This is a genomic window from Paraburkholderia fungorum (assembly GCF_046027215.1).
In the GTDB taxonomy this organism is placed as follows: domain Bacteria; phylum Pseudomonadota; class Gammaproteobacteria; order Burkholderiales; family Burkholderiaceae; genus Paraburkholderia; species Paraburkholderia fungorum_D.
On the sequence record NZ_JAQQEN010000002.1, the window covers coordinates 723,722 to 746,449 of the forward strand.

22 protein-coding genes and 1 pseudogene are annotated in these 22,728 nt (G+C 62.8%); 9 read left to right on the top strand and 14 right to left on the bottom strand.

Features of this window, described 5'->3' with window-relative positions; genetic code table 11:
• Positions 1-131 precede the first annotated feature (131 nt).
• Together PQR27_RS23980 and PQR27_RS23985 are read right to left on the bottom strand one after the other, a co-directional pair.
• Positions 132-2,240: a S8 family serine peptidase gene (locus PQR27_RS23980; protein ID WP_408526131.1), complete on the bottom strand. Its 2,109-nt coding sequence runs from the start codon at positions 2,238-2,240 to the stop codon at positions 132-134.
• A 399-nt stretch (positions 2,241-2,639) separates the two neighbouring features.
• Positions 2,640-3,875 carry a cyanate transporter gene (locus tag PQR27_RS23985; RefSeq protein WP_408526132.1) on the bottom strand — a complete coding sequence of 412 codons (1,236 nt, stop codon included), beginning with the start codon at positions 3,873-3,875 and terminating at the stop codon, positions 2,640-2,642.
• Between the two features lie 253 nt (positions 3,876-4,128).
• On the opposite strand from PQR27_RS23985, the gene PQR27_RS23990 reads away from it, so the two are divergent.
• Complete coding sequence (locus PQR27_RS23990; protein WP_408526133.1) at positions 4,129-4,872, top strand: GntR family transcriptional regulator; 744 nt, start codon at positions 4,129-4,131, stop codon at positions 4,870-4,872.
• 153 nt (positions 4,873-5,025) lie between these two features.
• Here PQR27_RS23990 and infA read toward each other — a convergent pair whose 3' ends face one another.
• The 3 genes from infA to PQR27_RS24005 form a co-directional block, all read right to left on the bottom strand.
• Positions 5,026-5,298, bottom strand: a complete 273-nt coding sequence (gene infA / locus PQR27_RS23995; protein WP_012427521.1) for a translation initiation factor IF-1 — start codon at positions 5,296-5,298, stop codon at positions 5,026-5,028.
• A 134-nt stretch (positions 5,299-5,432) separates the two neighbouring features.
• Complete coding sequence (locus PQR27_RS24000) at positions 5,433-5,714, bottom strand: hypothetical protein (protein ID WP_408526134.1); 282 nt, start codon at positions 5,712-5,714, stop codon at positions 5,433-5,435.
• A 514-nt stretch (positions 5,715-6,228) separates the two neighbouring features.
• Positions 6,229-6,447, bottom strand: coding sequence for a hypothetical protein (locus PQR27_RS24005; RefSeq protein ID WP_408526135.1), 219 nt, complete (start codon positions 6,445-6,447; stop codon positions 6,229-6,231).
• A 280-nt stretch (positions 6,448-6,727) separates the two neighbouring features.
• On the opposite strand from PQR27_RS24005, the gene PQR27_RS24010 reads away from it, so the two are divergent.
• From PQR27_RS24010 to PQR27_RS24025, 4 genes and pseudogenes are all read left to right on the top strand, one after another.
• The gene (locus PQR27_RS24010) at positions 6,728-7,372 is read left to right on the top strand and encodes a helix-turn-helix transcriptional regulator (protein ID WP_408526136.1); all 645 of its coding nucleotides are present in this window, start codon (positions 6,728-6,730) and stop codon (positions 7,370-7,372) included.
• 39 nt (positions 7,373-7,411) lie between these two features.
• Entirely contained in the window at positions 7,412-7,600 is a 189-nt protein-coding gene (locus tag PQR27_RS24015) for a DUF1653 domain-containing protein (protein WP_408528283.1), read from the top strand.
• A 38-nt stretch (positions 7,601-7,638) separates the two neighbouring features.
• Positions 7,639-7,710 (top strand): annotated as a pseudogene (locus tag PQR27_RS24020) (DUF1653 domain-containing protein); the annotation flags it as partial.
• Positions 7,711-7,782: 72 nt separating this feature from the next.
• Complete coding sequence (locus tag PQR27_RS24025; protein WP_408526137.1) at positions 7,783-7,977, top strand: YqaE/Pmp3 family membrane protein; 195 nt, start codon at positions 7,783-7,785, stop codon at positions 7,975-7,977.
• A gap of 59 nt (positions 7,978-8,036) precedes the next feature.
• Here the strand turns inward: PQR27_RS24025 and PQR27_RS24030 are convergent, their stop codons facing one another.
• Both PQR27_RS24030 and PQR27_RS24035 read right to left on the bottom strand, forming a co-directional pair.
• Complete coding sequence (locus PQR27_RS24030; protein WP_408526138.1) at positions 8,037-8,345, bottom strand: 2Fe-2S iron-sulfur cluster-binding protein; 309 nt, start codon at positions 8,343-8,345, stop codon at positions 8,037-8,039.
• Positions 8,346-8,445: 100 nt separating this feature from the next.
• The gene (locus PQR27_RS24035) at positions 8,446-10,449 is read right to left on the bottom strand and encodes a sigma-54-dependent Fis family transcriptional regulator (protein ID WP_408526139.1); all 2,004 of its coding nucleotides are present in this window, start codon (positions 10,447-10,449) and stop codon (positions 8,446-8,448) included.
• A gap of 397 nt (positions 10,450-10,846) precedes the next feature.
• Here PQR27_RS24035 and PQR27_RS24040 point away from each other — a divergent pair, with 397 nt between their 5' ends.
• The gene (locus PQR27_RS24040) at positions 10,847-11,137 is read left to right on the top strand and encodes a DUF1488 family protein (protein ID WP_408526140.1); all 291 of its coding nucleotides are present in this window, start codon (positions 10,847-10,849) and stop codon (positions 11,135-11,137) included.
• 198 nt (positions 11,138-11,335) lie between these two features.
• Here the strand turns inward: PQR27_RS24040 and PQR27_RS24045 are convergent, their stop codons facing one another.
• The 7 genes from PQR27_RS24045 to PQR27_RS24075 all read right to left on the bottom strand — a co-directional run bounded on the left by PQR27_RS24045 (position 11,336) and on the right by PQR27_RS24075 (position 17,920).
• On the bottom strand, positions 11,336-11,866 hold the full coding sequence (locus tag PQR27_RS24045; protein WP_408526141.1) for a cytochrome b: 531 nt from the start codon (positions 11,864-11,866) through the stop codon (positions 11,336-11,338).
• A gap of 136 nt (positions 11,867-12,002) precedes the next feature.
• A complete protein-coding gene (locus tag PQR27_RS24050) occupies positions 12,003-13,304 on the bottom strand; it encodes an NCS2 family permease (RefSeq protein WP_408526142.1) in 1,302 nt (433 codons plus the stop codon).
• A 196-nt stretch (positions 13,305-13,500) separates the two neighbouring features.
• Complete coding sequence (locus PQR27_RS24055) at positions 13,501-13,998, bottom strand: YaiI/YqxD family protein (RefSeq protein ID WP_408526143.1); 498 nt, start codon at positions 13,996-13,998, stop codon at positions 13,501-13,503.
• A 124-nt stretch (positions 13,999-14,122) separates the two neighbouring features.
• Positions 14,123-14,380, bottom strand: coding sequence for a DUF4148 domain-containing protein (locus PQR27_RS24060; RefSeq protein ID WP_408526144.1), 258 nt, complete (start codon positions 14,378-14,380; stop codon positions 14,123-14,125).
• A gap of 119 nt (positions 14,381-14,499) precedes the next feature.
• On the bottom strand, positions 14,500-15,273 hold the full coding sequence (locus PQR27_RS24065; protein WP_408526145.1) for a slipin family protein: 774 nt from the start codon (positions 15,271-15,273) through the stop codon (positions 14,500-14,502).
• On the bottom strand, positions 15,270-16,799 hold the full coding sequence (locus tag PQR27_RS24070) for an NfeD family protein (protein ID WP_408526146.1): 1,530 nt from the start codon (positions 16,797-16,799) through the stop codon (positions 15,270-15,272). Before PQR27_RS24070 ends, PQR27_RS24065 begins: the two co-directional genes overlap by 4 nt.
• 83 nt (positions 16,800-16,882) lie before the next feature.
• Entirely contained in the window at positions 16,883-17,920 is a 1,038-nt protein-coding gene (locus tag PQR27_RS24075; RefSeq protein ID WP_408526147.1) for an AraC family transcriptional regulator, read from the bottom strand.
• 262 nt (positions 17,921-18,182) lie between these two features.
• Between PQR27_RS24075 and PQR27_RS24080 the strand changes: the two genes are divergently transcribed.
• From PQR27_RS24080 to PQR27_RS24090, 3 genes are all read left to right on the top strand, one after another.
• On the top strand, positions 18,183-19,316 hold the full coding sequence (locus PQR27_RS24080) for an acyl-CoA dehydrogenase (protein ID WP_408526148.1): 1,134 nt from the start codon (positions 18,183-18,185) through the stop codon (positions 19,314-19,316).
• A gap of 85 nt (positions 19,317-19,401) precedes the next feature.
• The gene (locus PQR27_RS24085) at positions 19,402-21,093 is read left to right on the top strand and encodes an AMP-binding protein (RefSeq protein ID WP_408526149.1); all 1,692 of its coding nucleotides are present in this window, start codon (positions 19,402-19,404) and stop codon (positions 21,091-21,093) included.
• Positions 21,094-21,160: 67 nt separating this feature from the next.
• Positions 21,161-22,690, top strand: coding sequence for a CoA-acylating methylmalonate-semialdehyde dehydrogenase (locus tag PQR27_RS24090; protein ID WP_408526150.1), 1,530 nt, complete (start codon positions 21,161-21,163; stop codon positions 22,688-22,690).
• The last annotated feature ends 38 nt before the right edge of the window (positions 22,691-22,728 follow it).

Below are 22,728 nucleotides of genomic sequence, written 5' to 3' on the forward strand. Positions count from 1 at the left end.
ATTGATAAAGGGGATTCTGAGCACTGGCGCGAGACTGTATGAGATTGATCTATTGGGCTGTCTATTGTGTGAAAAGTACGCCCCCGTGATCCGTAGTAATGACACAGGGGCATACTTCTGGCCTAACCGGTTTATTGGGTATAGGTCGCCAGGATGGAAACGCCGTTAAGTTTCCTGTTGGCGTTCACGATGGCGTAGTAGGTCTTGGGTGCCGGATCGGCGATTGTGCAGGTGGCGTCCACGCCGTTCGACCAGACGTTCCCACAGTCCGGATGGAGCACCGAAGGCGTGCCGGCTCTGACGTACAGCGTCCCCGTTTCGCCGTTCGCACCTGGCGACAGTCTGAACGTCAGGTTCCTGGCTCCCGCCGGGACATCCAGCGCGAAATACAGCATATCGCCCGAATTCGCTGAAAACGTCGCTGGAGTATTGGCGCTGATATCCGTCACGGCAGGGGGAAAGACCTGAAAGGGGCGCGTCAGTGTGCTAATGGCTCCATTGCTGTCCGTAACAGTGAAAGTGATTTCGTAAATGCCGGGATAGTCATAGTTCACGGTTGGATTGACCGACTGCGCGGATACAAAATCAGCACGACCGTCGCCAAACTTCCAGGTCCGCGATTTGATGGGCACGCCTCTTTCGGTGGACAGGTCTGTGCATTTCACCTGCATGAGCATGGTGGCTTCCGAGCACTTGAAATTCGCCGCTACTGGAATCTTTCCAGACCGTGCGGCAATGACAGTGGCGTTCGCATCGAGAATGCCTTGCCCGACAGGCCGATCCGGCTGACCGTTCGGAAACGGTTGGACATTCTGTGTGAGCAGGGTGCGCGTTTCATCAGGAGTCAGCGGCGTGGGAGCGACCGACTGCATGAGCGCGACAACGCCGCTCACCATTGGCGTAGCCATCGACGTGCCGGCGAGGAATGCGTACGATTCATTCCCCGGCGCGGCGGTCCCGCTATTGTAGGTAGACCAGATGGAGTCGGCAGGCGCGGCAATGTCAACGGTCGGCCCATAGTCCGAACTAAGCCACCTTGCACCATAGCGATTGCTACCGCCGACATTGATAACGTTGCGGCAATTCGCAGGCGAAAAATTCGTTGCACTATTGCCGTCGTTACCCGCCGCTGCTACGACAACCGCACCCTGACCGGTCGCGTAATCAATCGCGTCCTGAAGGGTCGTTTCGCAGACGCCGCCGCCACCAAGGCTCACATTGATCACCTTCGCGGGATAGGCATTGCGGGAGACGCCCGAAAGGCTGCCACCCGCTGCCCATACAATGCCATCAGCGATATCGGACGTATAACCTTTTCCGCACGCGTTCAATACCCGTACTGGGACGATCTTCGCTGCTGGAGAAACCCCCGCAATCCCGCTGCCGTTATTAGTCAAAGCAGCCGCGATGCCCGCGACGTGCGTGCCGTGCCATTGGACTGCGCATGTCTCTGTCGTGAGACCCGGATTCGTGCCATTGCCGCCCCGGTCTTTGGCGGTGAAATCGTATCCCGGCAGGATATTGGCATTCAGGTCACTATGACTGGTGACGCCGTTATCTATCACTGCGATGACGGACCCTGAACCATTCGCCACATCCCAGGCGCCCTCCGCCCGTATTCCAGGGGCCGTGTTCTTCGGTGTCTGGTTGGAGGTTAAACTCCACTGCCTGAAATATTCCGGATCGTTGGGCACCATCGTCGTGGACATCTCTGTGTCGGGTTCTACATACTCGACGTTGGGGTCCGATGCAATGGCGCGCATGAATGCTTTGGCTTCCTTCACGTCCAGCTTGCGCTCCGTTGTCACGACATCGGCGCCGACGCCCATGCGGCGCAGGTGGCGCGCCTTGGTGGGAAATGCGCCTGCCAGCCGTTGGAGTCTTGACTGGACCGCTGAGGTTGATCCGCGCTCATCGGTGCCGTTTTTGTACTTGATAATGAAACGGTCGTTAGACGCCTCCGATGACAGGCCATTCGTATTCATCTTCAACGACAATTGCAGCGGGACTGTGTCCGACCCGGCAGCTTTGGCCGCCATACTTTCCAAAGTCGGCGTCGGTCCGGAAGTTGTCGTCTCGGTGCCGCTATGTCCGCTACATGCTGCGAGTGCCAGCGCAAGCGAAATCCAGGCAGCGCGCGCTAGTACGCGACGTGCTTTTGTTCTTGCCGACAGCGATCCGGATTTGGTAATGGGTTGAGGGGAGCCGTCTCGTTTGATCACACGTCTTTGTTCTTGCATACTTTTTTATCCGTCTCTGCGACGTATAGAAATAGTTGCCCCTGTTTTTCTAGTGTTCCTGCCCGGTCAATAAGCTGCGCCAGTGAGCCGGACGCTAATCCTTGCTTTTCCAGAAAAGGCTTTTTTATTGTTATAAAGATTCCTAACTAATGAACTTCCATGACGACCGCGTTATGCACCATGTTCTACTTTTGCCGCCGTTTATCGACGCATGACGGTCTTGCAAATGGGTGCGGCGAATAGCCTGAGTGAGATAATAAATATCTCGACCGATATCAACAATCGGGAATATCTGTTTGTTCGTCGGATACCTTACCGAGTGCGTAAGACTCTCGACGCTTGAGCATGCAAGCTAAAGGATCGACTCGGATAGTCGATCAGCGGACGCGGACGCTCGAATCAATGCCACTCCCCATAACTTTGGGGTGAAAACACCAGGCTAACGGCAATCATCGCGACCACGCTGCCGGCCAGCATGATCCAGGCGGCGCCAAACCCGCCGCTCAAACCGCGGACAATCCCAGCAATCACCGGAGCAATCGCGGCGACAATAAACCCGACACCTTGAGTGAAGGCGATGAGCTTGCCGGTCATGGCGTGATCCGCCGAATGATCCATCGCGGTCACGAGCGTCAGCGAAAACGTCCCACCGAGCCCCGCGCCTGCGACGCCAACCCAAACGACCGGCGCCACATCCGGCCAGAAGATCAGCCCAAGCAATCCCACCAACTGCGCGGACAGTCCAATTGCAAGCCAGGGGCGGCGATCCACAAACGGTGCGGCGGCAAGCGGCAGCAGCAACGCCGACGCGGCTTGAAAAACGGTCATCCACGCCAGCAGCGAACCGCTATCCGCCACGCTCGCGCCGTGCTGCTGATAGAACGCCGGCAACCACGCGACAAGGCTCGTATAGCCGCCGTTGACGATCCCAAAGAACAATCCCAAGGTCCACGCGCGGCGCTTGCGCCACAGCGAAATGGACGGCGCTGCCGCGGACGCCGGCGCAGCCTTGCCGCGCGACGGCATGCGATTCAGTCCCAGCCAGCAAAGCAGCGCAACCAAAGCGGGGACGGCCCATACAGCCAGACCTGCATGCCACGACTCCACCGCGGCGCTGACCCACGGGCTCAGTCTTGCCCCAAGCCCGCCGCCGCCCATGATCGACGCCGAAAAAACACCCATCGCCAACGGCACCCGCGTATGAAGGCGCTGCTTCATCACGGCCGGCAGCAACGCCTGAATTGCCGCCACGCCGACGCCCGCGAGCGCTGCCGTCAACAGTAGCGTGCCGCCGCTTGCCGCCACCCAGCGCGCCGCGCAGGCAAGGGCGATCGCCAGCAGGCCAAGCGCCACGCCGCGGGTTTCACCGATCGAACGGGCCAGCGCCTGGGCGCCGAATGCGCCGATGCCCATCGCGACGACCGGCAGACTCGTCAGCAACGATGCGCCGTAAAAGCTCAGCCCGGTGGCATCGCGGATCGTCGTCATCAACGGACTGATCGATGTCAGCAGGGGCCGCAGATTGATGCCGATCACGACGATCGCGCCCAGCCAGACAGCATCCCGCCACGTCAGCGCACGGGCTGTCTGATTTGGGTGGCGGGGTGTCGAGCGGGCGCTGGAGGGCGAATTCACAATAGACCTGGGACGAGAGGTTGGCGTGGGCCGCGAGCGCTAAAGCACTGCGACCCACGACGGCAGGGCGATCCAAAGATTCAGCCGGCGCAAAAAAGCGCGCGCAACCATGATTTTGGTCAACAATAATAACCTAAAATGGTTAACCATTTATCTGATGTCCGGTATAGCGGATCTGGCTCGCTCGTGGCGAGGGCCGCCAGCCGCCGCTACAATGCCGGGCGACATTGCTCCCTCTTTCGTGACTGAATTCATGGCCTCACGCTCCCGGCGCCTGCTGCCCGCCGCTACCGGAACACCCGTCCAGGACACTGTCGACGCCCATTCGACCAGTGTCGAGGAACGCATTTATACGTCGATTACCGCGGCGCTCCTGCAAGGCCGCCTGCGGCCCGGCGTGCAACTGGTCGAGCGCGATCTCGCCGCGACGTTCGGCTGTACGCGCGGCGCGCTGCGCAAGGTATTGGCGCGGCTCGGGTTCGAGGGCAAGCTGGTGCTGGAAGCGAATCGTGGCGCGTTCGTGCCGTCGCCATCCGAAGAGGATATTCGCCAGGTGTATCGCGCGCGGCAGATCGTCGAGGCGGGCATCGTCGCCGGGTTGTGCGGCACGTTGAGCGCGGCCCACAAGCGTCGCTTGCGCGCGCATGTGCGCAGCGAGGAGAAGGCGTTGGCTGCGGGCGCCATCGAGGAGTCCGTGCGGCTCGCGGGCCAGTTTCACGTGCTGCTGACGGAACTCGCGGGCGGCATCGAATTGCTCGGACTGGTCGGGCAACTGGTCGCGAAGACCGAGTTGTACAAGGCCTTGTTCGATCCGTCGAAGGGGTCGACCTGCTCGGCGGACGAGCATATGCAGATCATCGAGGCGCTCGATGCGGGCGACCTGCCAGCAGCGCTAACGGCCATGCGGGAGCATCTTTCGGAACTGGAGGCGCGCGTGATCGAGCAGGTGCGCAAAAGCGCCGCCGGAGAGGATCTCGGAGCGGTGTTCGGCTTATAGAAAAAGGCGGAGAGACGGGGGCGCGCCGCAGCGCGCCACTCAGGCTCGAGTTGTGGAGTCAAGCCAGAGAAGGCGCGCGAAAGGCTACGCGAACAACTCAGTGCAATCAGTCACGCAACAACCGCTCAGAAGACGGTCAGCGCACCGCCGGTATCAACGACGGCGGAATTGCGTATTGCGTGCGCCGCCGCCACCGGTGGCGCGCTCGTCTTTGTGACGGAAATTGATCCGGCCCTTGGTCAGATCGTAAACCGACAGTTCCAGCGTGACGCGGTCGCCCGCGAGAATACGGATGTGGTTCTTGCGCATGCGTCCGGACGCGTAAGCGCCAACCACCACGCCGTTGTCGAGCGTAACGCGGTAACGGCTATCCGGAAGTACTTCGTCGACGATACCGTCAAGTTCAAGCAGTTCTTCTTTCGCCATGCATAACTCCTGGTCGATGGGATAAGGGGTGTTGGTCGGTCGGCGGCGCCGCTCGGCACAACATCTGATACGGTTGACGGAGGGCCTTTATGCCCTGCGCCGTGCGGAACCAGCCAATGCGCTGATATTACCGCTCAAAGATCGGCGACGGACTGGCCGTCGATACGGCCGTCGATCAATTGTTCGGCGTGGGCCATGCACGCAATGCGCGCCTTGCCCGTGCCGTCAAACGGAAACAAATACTGCAGACGGAACACACGGCCGTCGGCAGCCGGATTGGCGCCCACACGGCAGATGCGCACCGACGCGTCGTAGCCTGCGTCCGGATTGCGGCCCGTCTGCGCGTCCGTCGGGCGGCGCGGATAGACGAGCGGGTGAATTTCGTAACCCTTGTAAGTCTTGACAACTGAATTCATGAAGCACGTGTCCTGTATTACGTGGCCGGCGTGTCACGCGTGTTACGCGCGGCACGACCGGCCGGGGAGCGCAGCACCTTGGGGCGCGCCGCCATGGAAAAAGGTTGGCACAGGCCCAATGGCAAGGGCTTGAGCGCGGCCGCGCGAAATCGCGGAATCAGTGGAGAAGAAACACGCTGATGTCGCGCGGACACCGGGCGCGTATAAGCTGAACAACTCAGCTGCACAACTCGCGACGGCGAATGCATGCGGCGCATTGCCGGAGTGACGGGATCGCCGACAGACGGCGGTCGAACAGTCGGGGGTGGTGCGGAGATGCCGATTGGAGACTGCCGGTGCTACAGATGCGGAATACAGCTATTCCAATATGATGCACTAAATGGGGCTAATTGGATAGCAAAAACTTCCGCGCGCAGGTGAGACGCCCGGCCGGTGAGGCTTTGAGCGCGAAACGTCAGCCCCAACCGGCGCGCCTCACCATGGACCGCACCGCAGTGGCGACGACGGGCGGCGCTCAGCGGGCGGTTTCGGCAACGCGTTTCTGCAATTCGCGGGACGCCGCGAGCGGGATGCGCGCGTCATCCCAGGCGGCCAGCCATTCGACTTCCTTCGAGGTAAAAATCTGCCCGTGATTGCGCAGCGTGTATTGCAGCGAATCGATGATGTGATTGCGAATGATTTCCGGTGTGCCGTCATCATCGAGCACGGCGCGAAACGCTTCGAGCGTGGCCATCGGTTGCTCCGTGAAATAGATGATTCTGTTATCGCACGAAAAAAAATCGCTCGCCAAGCGGACAAAAATCACGGCGTGTCAACGCGCCAACAGGCATGCCGCGCTGTTGCCAGGTCATCGCGGTCGCGGCCGTCGATCTGCGTGGCTACAATGGCGAGTTGCCGCGCACGGCAGTCCCCATTGCCGGGCTTGCCACGCTTGCTGTTTTAACCTTGGCGCTCCCGTATCGGCTCACCTTTGCGAATGCGGCGGCGCGTCCCTCGAACACTTCGATTTCCCCATGCGCAAGACTAACGTCTCTCCTGTGAAAGACCTGCTGCTGGAGCGCTACGCCCCCATCGCGGACGGCATCGCGGCGCTGTTTTATCCGTGCGCGGAAGTCGTGATTCACGACCTGCGCGATCAGACCATCGCGTATCTCGTCAACAACCTGTCGAGGCTCGAAGTCGGCGGGCCGTCGGTGCTCGATGAAGTTCACTACGCGGCACGCGGCCGCACGATCGGGCCATATGAAAAGCTCAACTGGGACGGCCGGCGCATGCGCTGCGTGAGCAACATCCTGTTCGACGACGATGGCAAGCCCGCCGGCATGCTGTGCGTCAACTTCAACATCGCCGTGTTCGAGGACGTCCGCTCGACGCTCGATCTGTTCATCAAAGGCGGCACGCTGAGCGAAGCGCCGGCAGAAGACCTGTTTCGCGACGACTGGCAGGACCGCATCAACACGTTCCTGCACACGTGGCTGCGTGAGCGGCAGATCGGCGTCAATGCGCTCACGCGTGAGCACAAGCGCGAAATCGTCGAGGCCTTGCATGCGCAGGGTGCGTTTCGTGGCCGCAGCTCCGCGAACTACGTGGCGGCTGTGCTCACCATGGGGCGCGCCACCGTCTACAAGATTCTGAAGCAGATGAAAGAGGGCGGCTGAGCGTAACGCCAGCCGTGTCTAACCAGGAGGATTCGAATGATGCGTTATCGGCATTACAAAGGCGGGATTTACGAACTGGTTTGCGAGGCGACGCTGGAGTCCGATCCGGACATTACGATGATCGTCTATAAAGCCAGCAATGGTACGATCTGGACCCGTCCGGCTTCGGTGTTTTTCGAGCTGGTCGAAGTCGACGGCGACAAGGTGCCGCGCTTCGCGCCGATCTGATCGTCTATAAAGCCAGCAATGGTACGATCTGAACGCGTCCGGCTTCGGTGTTTTTCGAGCTGGTCGAGGCCGATGGCGACAAGGTGCCGCGCTTCGCACCAATCAGCTAGACGGCCGCGTTGTGACGATGGCGCTTGCGATCGAAGCATGCGTGGTCTGCTAAAAATCAACAGGAAATCTGAATGCGTCTATTGCTTGCGATCATTCTGCCGTGGTTTCAGTTCTTCACGATCGGCCGCCCGATTGCCGGGATCATCTGCCTGATCCTGCAGATCACGCTGATCGGCTGGATTCCGGCTGCGATCTGGTCGGTGTATGCCTTGAGCGAGTACAACACCGACAAGAAAATCGAACGGGCGATGGGCAACGCTCGTTGATGCTCGCCGTGCCGCTCGCACGTGGTCACCCGGCCCCGAGCGGTGGCGCGCAGCCAGCTCTATCCCGGCGCCGATCCGACCGCGTCCGGCACATCGATCACCAGGTCGGTTTCCGCGATCGCCACGCACGGCAGGATATAGCCTTCGGCTTTTTCCTCTCGGCTGAGTCCCGGCCATTCGATCGTGTAGCGCACGCGTCCCGCTGTCATTTTGCACAGACACGTGCGGCAGGTGCCGTTGCGGCACGAGCGCGGCAGGCGCAGATTGGCAAAGCCGGCGGCTTCGAGGATGGTGAGCGAATCGGGTGCTTCGAAGCTCTGGCCTAGCGGTTCGACGCGCACCAGAGGCGGGCGGGCAGGATCGGACATCGTGTAAATCGGTGACGGACTGCGCCACACTTTACACGCTACGCACCGCGCTCACCGGCCGTACCCTCACATAGCGCGTACAGACGTTCGTGCAGCGCCTTCAATGGGTGTTGCCACGGCGCAGATACCGATACACCGTATTGCGCGCGAGACCCAACTCGCGCGCTGCCGCCGAGACGTTGCCGTCGAGTCGCTCAAGCGTCTGCGCGATCAGGGTGGTCTGCCAGTCTTCCATGCGAGCCGGTGAAGCCTGCTCAGGGGCCGGCATCGTGGCACGCACGCCGCATTCGTTACCAGACAGAGCGGCGGACGGATCCACCACGTCATGAACAGCGCTATCGACGCAATCCTGCAGGAAGTCCTCCGGCAAATCTTCGAGCTCGATCTGTGGCGCGCCTTCGGCCATGACGCTCGCGGTGCGCAAAACGTTCGCCAACTGCCGCAGATTGCCCGGCCAGCGGCATTGTGCAAACCGTTCCAGCACGGCCTCGGAGACGTGTCGCGGCAAGCGTTCGCCAGCGGGCTGCAATGCCAGCATGCGCGTGACGAGGGCGAGCAGATCGGTGCGATCGCGCAGCGCCGGCAAGGTCACGACGAGTCCGTTGATCCGGTAATACAGGTCTTCGCGGAAGGTGCCCGCTTCGATCATTGCGCGCAGGTCGCGGTGGGTCGCGCAGATAATCCGCAGATCGACTGGAATCGCCCGTGTGCCGCCAAGTGGCACGACGGTGCGCTCCTGCAGCACGCGCATCAGTCTCACTTGCTGGGCGAGCGGCATGTCGCCGATTTCGTCGAGAAACAGCGTGCCGCCGTCCGCCTGCACGATCTTGCCGACGCTGCCGCGTTTCTTCGCGCCGGTGAACGCGCCGTCCTCATAGCCAAACAGCTCCGCTTCGATCAGCGTGTCCGGCAGCGACGCGCAATTCAGCGCGACAAAAGGCGCGGCCCGCCGCGGCGAATCGTGGTGGATCGCGCGGGCGAGCCATTCCTTGCCGGTGCCGGTTTTGCCGAGTACGAGCATGGGAATATCGCGCCCGCGCAGCTTCGCGACTCGCCGCAGGATCGCGGACACTTGCGCGTCGCCCGTGTCGAGTGTTTCGAGGGTGGCGAGGGTGGCGAGGGGCGCCGGTTCACAAGGCCGGGCCGTTGCCGCGCGCGTGCCGTTTGCGGTGGTCGTGCGCGACGTGCCGGGAAAGCCATCGACCGGCGCAACCGGCGCAACATATCGCGGCGGCATATATTCGCCGCGCGCCATCACGCGTACGCCGCTCGGCAATGTCAGCACCATGTTCTCGCCCGGCGCGCGCGCGGTCTGCTGCAACAGCGTGGCGAAGCCGATGCCGAACAGCGCGTCGAATGGCTGCGTTTGCAGGCTGGCAAGTGGCTGACCGAGTTGAAACAGGGCGCTGCGATTCGCCGACAAAAACGTGCCGTCCGGTGCGAATGCCGCGAGGCCCTCGAACAAGGTGCCGATGAATTCCGCGCGGGCGTGAAAATGGACGCGAATGGCGTCGGCGAACTGATTGGAGAACAGATGATTTTCGATCATCTGCGCCGACATCCTGACGAGCGCGAGCGTGTGTTTATGAAAGCCGCGCGTGTCGCCGCTGACATCGAGCGCGCCAATGGTGTGTCCAAATGGGTCGGCAATCGGTGCGCACGAGCAGGTCAGAATGCGGTTCGCGTGCAGGAAGTGTTCTCCAGCGTGCACGACGGTCGGCTGCCCGTCGACCAGCGCGGTGCCGATCGCGTTCGTGCCGCGATCCGCCTCGGCCCACGACACGCCGGGACACAGCGCGACGCGATTGGCTTTGGCGACGAAGTCGCTATCGCCGAGGCTATGCAGGATGATCCCGTGGCTGTCGGTGAGAAGCACCATGCTCTGGGTGTCGACGATCTGCGCGTGAAGGCTCTCCATGACCGGGAGTGCATGGATATAGAGCGACTGGTTGCGATCGACGAGTTCACGCAACGCCAGATGGCGCAGTGGATGAAAGTCCGGAGTTTCAGAGGCACGCAGGCCGACTTCAAGCGAGCGGGCGTGCGCTTGCGCGATGACATCTGGCCGACCGATCACGGACGGCGTGGCAGGGCGATGGATCAAAGCATGTCTCCGGTTGTACGGACACGGCGGGTACGTTGCCCCCCATTCTCATTGCGCAGCGCAACATAAGGGCGCACGAACGAATCCCGATCTTACAGGACGGGAGGCCAACCGCGAGCCGGGGAAAAACCGGAGGAAGGAGCGCGGAGAAATGACGGGCTTCGCCAAAAATCTCCACCTGAAGCACCAAATCAAAGCAGCCGATAAGGAAAACTTGCGCCGCGCCGCAACTCGTCTAAAGTGAATCAAATCACCTCCGCGCGGCGCGAACTATCGCGCCCTGCCGCCAGGAAGTGAACAGCCCGCGCCACTCAGCATTCGAACTGGAGGATAAAGCAGCCAGAAGCGCGCCCCACCAAGCCGCACGTGCAGCACTTAACCTTTTAGGCGAACTCCCATGCAGATCCTATTCCCGAACGAAACTCCCGAATATTCAGGTCGCGAACTTACCTTGGCGTTCCCGGCAATGGTCGATGGGCAGAGGGTCGAGTGCATGATTACGGCGGAAGCGCTGGAAGATCACTTCGGTGCCGCATCGCCGCGTCTGGAGGATATGGTCGACGCATTCGACGCACACCGGGCCCGCATCGAGGCCGCAACCCGGCGGCTGTTATCGGAAACGAGCGCGCAGTGCCTGGTGCTGCGCAGTGGCTATGTGCGGTTCTACGAAGCCAATTGGCGTAACTGAAACACCACGCGCCAACGGGCCGAAGGCCCAGCGACCATAGATTGTAGAAAGCCGCGCAAGAGCAAGACGAGATGCAAACCCACGCGCGGCGCCAGTAATCCGACCGGGCGCGGCCATTCGTGCCGCCCGCAGTCCACACGCGCGGCCGCTTGCCGCACGCTTTCCACACCAGCGCCAGAGAAGCGAATCAAACCCGCTTCAAACCATCCGCCGCAGCGTCCGATCCTTGAACACCACGTGATGCGCGATCGCCGCCAACGCATGCAAGCCGATGACCCAGTAGAACGCATTGCCGAGCCACTCGTGCGCCGCCTTGAGCATGGGCCGCGCGATCGGATCGGCGCCGACGAAGACGTAATTGACGTTGATCCAGGCGAGCGTCACCGGATGCCCGCCGGTGTTGATCAGCAGGATCCCCAGCAGCGGTTGCGCGAAAATGAAAACGTACAGGGCGAGATGCGCGGCGCGCGCGAGAAACGCAAGCAGCCGGTTGCCGTCGATTTCGGCGGGCGCGCCGGCCCACAGGCGCCACAGTAACCGCAAGACGGCCAATGACAGCACCAGCGTGCCGGCCCAGTAATGCACGCTGCTCCAGAAGATCCGGCTGTCGGTGCCCTTCGGCCCGCGTATTTCAATCGCCAGATAAGCCAGCGCGACCAGCAGGAAAATAGCCCAGTGGAAAAAGATGGCGGGCGCGCTATAGCGGTCCGAGGCGCGTTGATAGGACATACGGAAAACTCCGGTGAGCGGTTCGTTCGTTGCGATCAATCATCAGATGATAAACGGTGCCCGATCAGAACGGGCGCCGCTAATAACATGATCGTCCATCCAGAGCTGAGCGCTACTTGTCCCCGCGCCGGCTTCTCTATTCGCTGCCGAGGTAGAAATAGCGGAACAGGAAAATCGCCGCGATGATCCACACGACCAGCTTCACCGTGCGCGCCTGGCCGGTCAGCAGTTTCAGGCCGGCATAGGAGATGAAACCAAACGCGACACCATTGGCGATTGAGTAGGTGAACGGCATCAGCAACGCGGTCAGCGCGGCCGGCACGACTTCAGTGGCGTCGTCCCACGGCAGATCGAGCATTTCGCGCAGCATCAGGCACGACACGTACAGCAGGGCCGGCGCCGTCGCGTAGCCGGGCACGACGCCCGCCAGCGGCGCGAAAAACAGCGCCAGCAGGAACAGCACGGCGACTGTAATGGCCGTCATGCCGGTGCGGCCGCCGGCCTGCACGCCCGAGGCGCTTTCGATATACGCGGTGGTCGACGAGGTGCCCAGCATCGAGCCAGCGAGGATCGCGGTGCTGTCGGCGAGCAGCGCCCGGTTCAGGCGGTGCATCTTGCCTTCCACCAGCAAGCCGGCGCGATTGGCCACGCCCATCAGCGTGCCGGTCGCGTCGAACAGCTCGACGAGGAAGAACACGAGGATCACGTTCAGCACGCCGGAGGACAGCGCGCCGCGAATGTCGAGCTGGAACAGCGTCGGCGAGATCGAGGGCGGCGCGGAGACGATGCCGTGGAACTGATTGCCGCCGAAGAAAAAGCTCAGCACCGTCACGCCGACAATGCCGATCAGGATCGCGCCGCGCACGCGCAGGTAATCGAGCGTGACGATCGCAAAGAAGCCGATCACCGCGAGGATCGCGTGCGGGTTGTGCAGATCGCCGAGCGTCACGAGCGTGGCCGGATTGCCGACCACCACACCGGCCGACTTCAGCGAAATGATCGCCAGAAAGAGGCCGATGCCGCCGGTAATGGCAATGCGGATCGAATGCGGAATCCCGTTGACGATCACTTCACGCACGCGAAACAGCGTGACGATCATGAACAGGCAGCCGGAGATGAACACCGCGCCGAGCGCTGCCTGCCAGGTGAAGCCCATGCCTTTGACGACCGTGTACGCAAAGTACGCGTTCAGACCCATGCCGGGCGCGAGCGCGATCGGATAGTTCGCGTAGAGCCCCATGATCAGCGAGGCCAGCGCGGCGACGATACAGGTCGCGACGAATACCGCGTCCTTCGGCATGCCGGCGTCGCCGAGAATCGCCGGATTGACGAAGATGATGTAGGCCATCGTCAGGAAGGTGGTTAGCCCAGCGAGCACTTCGGTGCGCAGATTGGTGCCGGCGGCGTCGAAGCCGAAGTAGCGTTTTATGGAGTCCATGAGGCGCGTCTCTCGTCGTTTCAAAAGCGTTTCTTGTGGTTAAGGCGGGCGCTACGTAGCGGATCAGGCGTGCATGGGGCAGGCAGCTGTCTGACGTGGCGCCCGGAGCACTGCTGCTCAAGCAGGCTACGGGCGGATTGTAATCATGATTGACAACGGTACACCGCATCGCGCGGATGAAATGCACGGTTAAAGCTCAGGTGCTGGGCGGTTCGTCGGCTGAGTGTGGTGTCGGCGCATCAGGTTGCGGCCGTTGCTTCGCCAGCCAGCGATCCAGCTCGCCGGCGAAAGACTTGCTGTCGCGGGGGCTAAAGGCGGCCGGGCCACCCGTATCGACGCCGCTGCTGCGCAGTTGATCCAGCATCGAGCGCATGCGCAGCCGTTCTTCGATGGTGCCGGGGGTGAACCAGTTGCCGCGCGGATCGAGCGCCTGCGCCTGTTTGGCGAGGACGGCGGCGGCGAGGGGGATATCGGCGGTAATCACAAGGTCATTCGGAGCGACCCGTTCAGCGATCAGATCGTCGGCGGCGTCGAAACCGGCCGGTACCTGGATCGCGCGGATCAGCGGCGACGGCGGCACGCGCAAAAAGGAGTTGGCGACCAGCGTCACCGGCATGCCCGTGCGGCGCGCAGCGCGATACAGCATCTCCTTGATGACGACCGGACAGGCGTCGGCGTCTACCCAGATTGGCATCGTGTGGATTCCGGATGCGGATGAAAGGGGCGAGATGATACCTTGCCAGCGCGCGGGGTGGGGCGGCAGGCGCGACGCTTACGCTCGCGAGTGGCCCCACCTGGGCTGCGATGAAACCAGAAACTTACTGCGTGATGCTCCCGCCGGCTTGCTGCGCCCGGTGCATCGCGACAATGCGGCCGGCTTTCTGCGCATTGCACGGGTAGTCGATCCAGTCGAGCGGATCGTAGCCGGCGGCGCGCCATTCGGCCAGATCGGCTCTGACTTCGGCGCGCGTTTTCGGCGCGGACGGATCGTAAGGCCGCGCCGACTGCGCAAACGCGGTGCTCATCAACATGGCGGCAAGCATCGCGCCTAATCCAATGCGAGAAACGATTTTCATGACTAGCTCCTATGGAGCGGTTAAAAAAGACCCCTGTATTTTAGTTTTCGTATGCCTTTCGAATAAGGCGATTGAAGGTAATGCAGCATTTCATTCCGTGAATCAAAGGCGCCTCCGTTTCAGGGCGCCGACGGCTTGCCAAAGCGCTCCAGCACCGCGCTCAGCAGGTCGATCGGCAGGGGGAAAACGATCGTCGAGTTCTTGTCGGCGGCAATCGTGGTGAGGGTTTGCAGATAGCGCAGCTGCATCGCCTGGGGCTGCTTCGAGAGAGTCTGGGCGGCTTCCAGCAGATGCTGCGAAGCCTGCAGTTCGCCTTCCGCATGAATCACCTTGGCGCGCCGTTCGCGTTCGGCTTCGGCCTGGCGCGCAATCGCGCGGATCATCGTCTCGTTGATGTCCACGTGCTTGATCTCGACGATCGCCACCTTGATGCCCCACGCGTCGGTCTGTGCATCGAGCACTTTCTGGATGTCGGCGTTCAACTGCTCGCGATCGGCCAGCAGGTCGTCGAGTTCATGCTTGCCGAGCACCGCGCGCAAGGTGGTTTGCGACAACTGGCTGGTTGCTTCGAAATAGCGCGCCACCTGAATCACGGCCTTTTCCGGATCGACGACGCGGAAATACACGACCGCGTTCACCTTGACTGACACGTTGTCGCGCGTAATCACGTCCTGCGGCGGCACGTCGAACACAATCGTGCGCAGATCCATGCGCACCACCTGCTGCACGATCGGGATGATCAGTACGAGGCCGGGTCCCTTGACCTTCCAGAAGCGGCCGAGCATGAACACGACGCCGCGTTCGTACTCCCTGAAAATCCGTATCGACGAAGCAATCAGCGCGGCCAGCAGCAGAATCAGAATGCTGCTGAAGCCGAATGTGAAACCGATCATGAGCGTTCTCCTTGTTGTATTGCTTCTGCCGGCACCACGGTCAACGTCAGTCCGCGCCGCGCGGTCACGCGCACCGCGTGACCGGCCGCGACCGGAGCCGTGCTGGACACCCGCCAGCGTTCGCCATGCACCCGCGCCCAGCCGGCGGTCGTGCCACCCTCGGCCAGGAGGCCACCGTCGAGCACGACGCCGAGACTGCCGATCATCGCTTCGGAACCGGTCACCACGGGCCGCCGTCTGGCCCGCAAGGCGACGCTCGACACCGCGAACACGAACACGACACTGAACACGACCACCGCCGCGATCAAAGGCAGCGGAATGCCGTAGCCGGGCACGTCGGTATCGATCAGCATCAGCGCGCCGATCACGAAGGCGACCACGCCGCCGAAGCCGAGCGAGCCGAAGGTCGGCAGGAACGCCTCGCCGATCAGGAACGCAATGCCGAGAAAGATCAGGCCGAGTCCGACGTAGTTGACCGGCAGCATCTGCATGGCAAAGAGGCCGATCAGCAGACTGATCGCGCCGACCACGCCGGGCAGCACGAAACCCGGATTGGCGAACTCGAAGAACAGGCCGTACATGCCGATCATCAGCAGAATCAGCGCGACGTTCGGATCGGTGATGACGGCCAGAAAATGGCTGCGCCAGTCGGCTTCAAGTGTGACGACCGGCGCTTGCGCGGTGTGCAGCGCGAGGTTGCCGCGGCTCGTGCTGACGGTGCGGCCGTCCACCTGGCGCAGCAGATCGGGGATATCGCGTGCATTCAGATCGACCACGTGCTGCGCAAGCGCATCGGCGGCCGACAGGCTCACCGCTTCGCGCACCGCGCGCTCGGCCCAGTCGGCGTTGCGCCCGCGCATTTGCGCGAGGCCGCGGATGTAGGCCGCGGCGTCATGAACCTGCTTGCGCAGTTCGGTCGACTGCGTGTCGAGCGGTAAGGCGCCCGCCGCGGAACCGGCTGAGGCGGGCGCGGTGGCCGGCCTGGCTGCGCCGGGCAGGCCCGGTGGGTTGGCGCCGCCGGGCGGCTCCGCGCCGCCGATACCCATCTGAACCGGCGTGGCCGCGCCGAGGTTGGTGCCCGGCGCCATCGCCGCAATGTGGCTCGCGTAGACGATATAGGTGCCGGCGCTCGCGGCGCGCGCGCCGCTCGGTGCGATAAAGGTGGCGACCGGCACGGGCGAGCCGAGAATCGCCTTGATGATCTGCCGCATCGACGTATCGAGCCCGCCGGGGGTATCGAGCTGCAGCACGGCGAGCTGGGCGTGCTCTTCGTCGGCGCGTTGCAGGCTGCGCACGATGAAGTCGGCGCTCGCCGGACCGATCGCGCCGTTCACCGGAATCACCACGACCCCGCCGGGTGCAACGGCGGCCTGCAGCGGCAAGGGATTCACATACAGCGCGGCTGAAAAAGCCAACACCATTCCAAGCGCGGTCACGCCGCGCATCCACCGGCCCACGACACCACCGCTGATAAACGGCGGCCGCGGACCAGACTGCCGGAACGGGAGACGCGGATACGTGCTCATCGCTGACGGCCGCCACGCCGGCTCGACGGGTATCGAGCGGCGCGGGCCGGAACCTCACCAAAGGCTGGCCTGCTCCTTACAGCTTAGTCCGATTCCGCGCGACGCGTGAAATCCGCGCGCGCCGGCCGGTAATCCGACGGCCGCATGCCGGTCCACTTGAGAAACGCGCGATGAAACGCACTCGGTTCGGCGAAGCCGACGGCGTTGGCGATGTCGGCAATGGTGCGGTCGGTGTCCTGCAATTCGCCGATTGCGATGTCGCGCCGCAGGTCGTCCTTGATCGACTGATAGGTATAGCCTTCGTGCTTCAGACGCCGCCGCATGGTCGCCTCGGCGACGTGCAGGCGTTCTGCCATCTGGTCGGCGGCGGGCCAGTTGGTCATCGGCAGTGCGCGCAGCGTTTTGCGTACGCGTGCCGCAAGCGAGCCGGGATTGCGGTATTTGACGATGAAACTGCCGGGCGCATCGCGCAGGAACGGCTTGACCGACTTCGTGGTCTGGACCACCGGCAGTTCGAGAAACGACGGCGCGAGGTCGACATAGGACTCGGACTGCTCGAAGCTCATGTCGTCGCAGAACATCAGACGGTATTCATGGGCGGCCGGCGGCGCGGCGCAGCGAAAGCGCGCTTCGAGCAAGGGAATCCGCCGGCCGACCAGCCAGCACAGCAGGCCGTAGACGAGGATGAAGTAGGTCGCGTAAGCGAACATCGCGGGCGGCTGGGTGCCTTCGCGCTCGACGAAGCGCAGCCGGACCCGCTGCGCGTCGGTTTCGATCCGCGCGCCGAGGTCATCGAGCACCAGGCGCATGAAGCCGACCGCGCGCGTAAGCGCCTGCGCGCCATTGCGCGCGGTCAACGCCGTTTGCGTCATGGCGATGAAGCTGCCGCTTTTCATCCGGTGCGTGTCCTGGCCGAAGAATTCGTCGTCGAGCGCGCGGGCGATGCCGGCCCAAAGCGCGCCGTATTGCGCCGACGAGACACGGCTCTTCGGCGAGGCGAGCATGGTCGCCGCGATGCCGGCGGCTTCGGCGAGCGGCAGCGCGTCGAGACCGCTCGCCCGCGCTAGCGCGAGGGTCTCCTCGACCAGGCTGACGGAGATAGTGCCCTTATCGTTTTTCATGAGTTTCCGGCAGACACGTGATTGCCGCGTGGTTGATGCGTTGCAAATGCGCTCAACGGTTTCCTTGTGGCGATTCGCTAAGCCTTTGAAAACGTGGCTTGAATCGGACTTGCATGGTACCAGTATGGTAAATGCGCTCAGCCAGAATGATCGGGCTGAGCATCGAACCTGTCCAGCAGCTTGCCTACACTTGCCTCAACCGTTCGTACCCAGCCCGCCGCCGCGAGGCCGCCGCAGACGCAACAGACCGAGACCGAGCCCTATGGATAGCTTCTACACCGACGAACAACGGATGATCCGCGACGCCGCCCGCGACTTTGCCTCGAAGCGCCTCGCCCCGAACGCGGCGCAATGGGATCGCGATGCGCACCTGCCGGACGAGGTCGTCACGCAGATGGGCGAACTGGGTTTTCTCGGCATGATCGTGCCACCGGAGTGGGGCGGCTCGTACACCGACTACGTGGCCTATGCGCTCGCGCTCGAAGAAATCGCCGCCGGCTGCGCCGCCTGCGCCACCCTGATGAGCGTGCATAACTCGGTGGGTTGCGGACCAATCCTGAACTTCGGCAGCGACGCGCAGAAAGACCGCTACCTGCAAGATCTCGCTACCGGTCGCCGCATCGGCGCCTTCTGCCTGACCGAGCCACAAGCGGGCTCCGAGGCGAACAACCTGCGTACCCGCGCGGTGCTGCGCGACGGCAAGTGGATTCTTAACGGCAGCAAGCAGTTCGTGACCAACGGCGCGCGCGCCAATATCGCGATCGTGTTTGCCGTCACCGATCCTGACCGAGGCAAGCGTGGCCTGTCGGCCTTCATTGTGCCGACCGACACGCCCGGCTTCAACGTCGGCAAACCGGAACACAAGCTCGGGATTCGCGCGTCCGACACCTGCCCGATTTCGCTGGACGACTGCGCGGTGCCCGAAGTCAACCTGCTCGGCGAGCCGGGTGAAGGCTTGCGTATTGCGTTGTCGAATCTCGAAGGCGGGCGCATCGGCATCGCCGCGCAAGCGGTCGGCATCGCGCGGGCCGCTTTCGATGCCGCGCGTCACTACGCGAACGAACGCATCCAGTTCGGCAAGGCGCTCAAGGAGCATCAGACTATCGCCAATATGCTGGCCGATATGGCCACCCGCCTCAATGCCGCGCGGCTGCTCGTGCATCACGCGGCGCGGCTGCGCACGGCGGGCAAGCCGTGCCTGTCGGAGGCATCGCAGGCCAAGCTGTTTGCGTCGGAGTTGGCCGAGGAAATCTGCTCGAACGCAATCCAGATTCACGGCGGCTATGGCTATCTCGAGGACTATGCGGTGGAGCGCCACTACCGCGACGCCCGCATCACGCAGATTTACGAAGGCACCAGCGAAGTGCAGCGGATGGTGATCGCGCGCCACGTCTAAAGCGGAAACCAACGGTGTTTGAGCGCAAAATAGCTTGCCAATAAAACAGAAGTGGCGCGCATGCCGCGCCACCAAGGAGACGACGATGACTGCAGCGAAAGGCTTTTTCGAGGCGCGTGACCTGCTATTGCGCCATCGAACCGACTACGACCGTGCATACCGCGAATTCGCATGGCCGTCCTTGGGCGAGTTCAACTGGGCGCTCGATTACTTCGATGTGGTCGCGCGCGACAACCACAATCCGGCGCTATGGATCGTCGACGATCCCGCAAGCGACGGGCTGCGTCTGTCGTACGCACAGATGTCGGAGCGCTCGTCGCGCATGGCGAACTTCCTGCGCGGCATTGGCGTGGGACGCGGCGACAAGGTGCTGCTGATGCTGCCGAACCGCGTCGAAATGTGGGACGTGATGCTCGCGGCGATGAAGCTCGGCGCGATCGTGCTGCCTGCCACGACCCAGCTCTCCACCGACGACGTGCGCGATCGCGTACTGATCGGCGGCGCGAATTTCGCGGTCATCGACAGTGCGGAACTGGCGAAGTTCGACGCGCTCGACGTGCCGCTCACGCGCATTTCGGTCGGCACGCCGCGTGACGGCTGGATCGACCTCGCCGCGGCCTATGACGCGGCGCCCCAATTCACCCCTGACGGCGTCACGCTTGCCACCGATCCGCTGTTGCTGTACTTCACGTCGGGCACCACGTCGAAGCCGAAGCTGGTCGAGCATACGCATCAGAGCTATCCGGTCGGCCATCTGTCGACGATGTACTGGATCGGCCTGCAACCGAACGACATCCATTGGAATATCAGTTCGCCGGGCTGGGCCAAGCACGCGTGGAGCTGCTTTTTCGCGCCATGGAATGCGCAGGCCTGCGTGTTCGTGTTCAACTTTCCGCGCTTCGTACCGAAAGATACGCTGGACGTGCTGGTGCGTTTCAACGTCACCACGCTGTGCGCGCCGCCCACTGTCTGGCGCATGCTGGTCCAGGAGCATCTCACCGACTACCCGGTGAAGCTGCGCGAGATCGTCGGTGCGGGCGAACCCCTGAATCCCGAGATCATCGAGCGCGTGAAGCACGCGTGGGGCATCACGATCCGCGACGGCTTCGGTCAAACCGAAACCACCTGCCAGATCGGTAACTCGCCAGGCCAGCCGGTGGTGCCGGGATCGATGGGGCGGCCGCTGCCCGGCTACCGGATCGAACTGCTGGACGCGGACGACCAGCCTGTGACTGAAGGCGAAATCGCGCTGCCGCTGGCGCAGCGTCCGCTCGGCCTGATGACCGGCTATGCGAACAACGCCAACGCCACCGCGCAGGCGATGCGCAACGGCTACTACCGCACCTCCGACGTCGCGCTGCGCCGCGACGATGGGTACTACATCTACGTCGGCCGCGCCGACGACGTCTTTAAATCGTCCGATTACCGCTTGAGCCCGTTCGAACTCGAAAGCGTGCTGATCGAACACGAGGCGATTGGCGAAGCGGCCGTGGTGCCGAGCGCCGACGCGCTGCGCCTGTCCGTGCCCAAAGCCTTCGTCACCGTGCGGCACGGCTATGAAGCCAGCCCCGAACTCGCGCGCGCCGTGTTTGCGTTCTCGCGCGAAAAACTCGCACCGTACAAGCGGATTCGCCGCCTGCAGTTCAGCGATCTGCCGAAAACCATCTCCGGCAAGATTCGCCGCGTCGAATTGCGGCGCCGCGAAATGGAGCGCGAAGCCGAACCCGCGCGTCTGCCAGACGAGTATTGGGAGGAGGACTTTCCCGATCTGCGTTGATTGACCGATTTCCCGTCTTTCTCTTCACTGTCCGGCCGCCGCGCGGCCACTGCACAGGAGTTACAGCATGAGCGCAATTGCTTCGAATCACGCCGGGCGCGATGTCGCCACGGTCAAACTGCTGATCAACGGCGAGTTCGTCGAATCGAAGTCCGCCGAGTGGCGCGATATCGTCAACCCGGCTACGCAGGAGGTGCTCGCACGGGTACCGTTCGCCACCGCCGCGGAAGTCAACGAAGCGATCAGCTGCGCGCACGCGGCGTTCAAAACCTGGAAGGACACGCCGATCGGCGCGCGCATGCGCATCATGCTGAAGTACCAGGCGCTGGTCCGCGAACACATGCCGCGCATTGCGAAGACCTTGAGCGCCGAGCAGGGCAAGACGATTCCGGATGCCGAAGGCGATATCTTCCGCGGTCTCGAAGTGGTCGAACACGCCTGTTCGATCGGCACCTTGCAGCAGGGCGAATTCGCGGAAAACGTGGCGGGCGGCGTGGATACGTACACGCTGCGTCAGCCGATCGGTGTATGCGCGGGGATCACGCCGTTCAACTTCCCCGCGATGATTCCGCTGTGGATGTTCCCGATGGCGATTGTCTGCGGCAATACGTTTGTGCTGAAGCCCTCCGAGCAGGACCCGCTGTCGACGATGCAACTGGTCGAACTGGCGTTGGAAGCAGGCGTGCCCAAGGGCGTGCTGAATGTCGTGCATGGTGGTAAGGACGTGGTCGACGCGCTCTGCACGCACGAACTGGTGAAGGCGATTTCATTCGTCGGCTCGACCGCGGTGGGCACCCACGTGTACCGCCTCGGCAGCGAACACGGCAAGCGCGTGCAATCGATGATGGGCGCGAAGAATCACGCGGTGGTGCTGCCCGATGCGAATCGCGAGCAGACCTTGAACGCGTTGGCCGGCGCGGGCTTCGGCGCGGCGGGGCAGCGCTGCATGGCGACCTCGGTGGTGGTGCTGGTCGGCGCGGCGCAGCAATGGCTGCCTGATCTGGTCGCCAAGGCTAAAACGCTGAAGGTCAATGCGGGCAATGAACCGAATACCGACATCGGCCCGGTGGTCTCGCGCGCGGCGAAGCAACGCATTCTCGGCCTGATCGAAACCGGCGTGCAAGAGGGCGCAACGCTCGCACTCGACGGCCGCGACGTGACGGTGCCGGGCTACGAGCAAGGCAATTTCATTGGCCCGACGGTGTTCACCGATGTCACTGCTGAAATGGACATCTACCGCACGGAAATTTTCGGCCCGGTGCTGGTGGTGCTGAACGCGGCGACGCTCGACGACGCGATCGCGCTCGTCAACCGCAATCCGTTCGGCAACGGCGTGGGGCTCTTCACGCAGAGCGGGGCGGCAGCACGCAAATTCCAGAGCGAGATCGATATCGGCCAGGTCGGCATCAATATTCCGATTCCGGTGCCGGTACCGTTCTTCAGCTTTACCGGTTCGCGCGGCTCGAAGCTCGGCGACCTTGGGCCGTATGGCAAGCAGGTTGTGCAGTTCTACACGCAGACCAAGACCGTCACCGCTCGCTGGTTCGACGACGACACTGTTAATGATGGCGTCAATACGACCATCAGCTTGCGCTGAGCGCGGGCGACAGCTTTGCATGGGATGGGAGTAGGCGC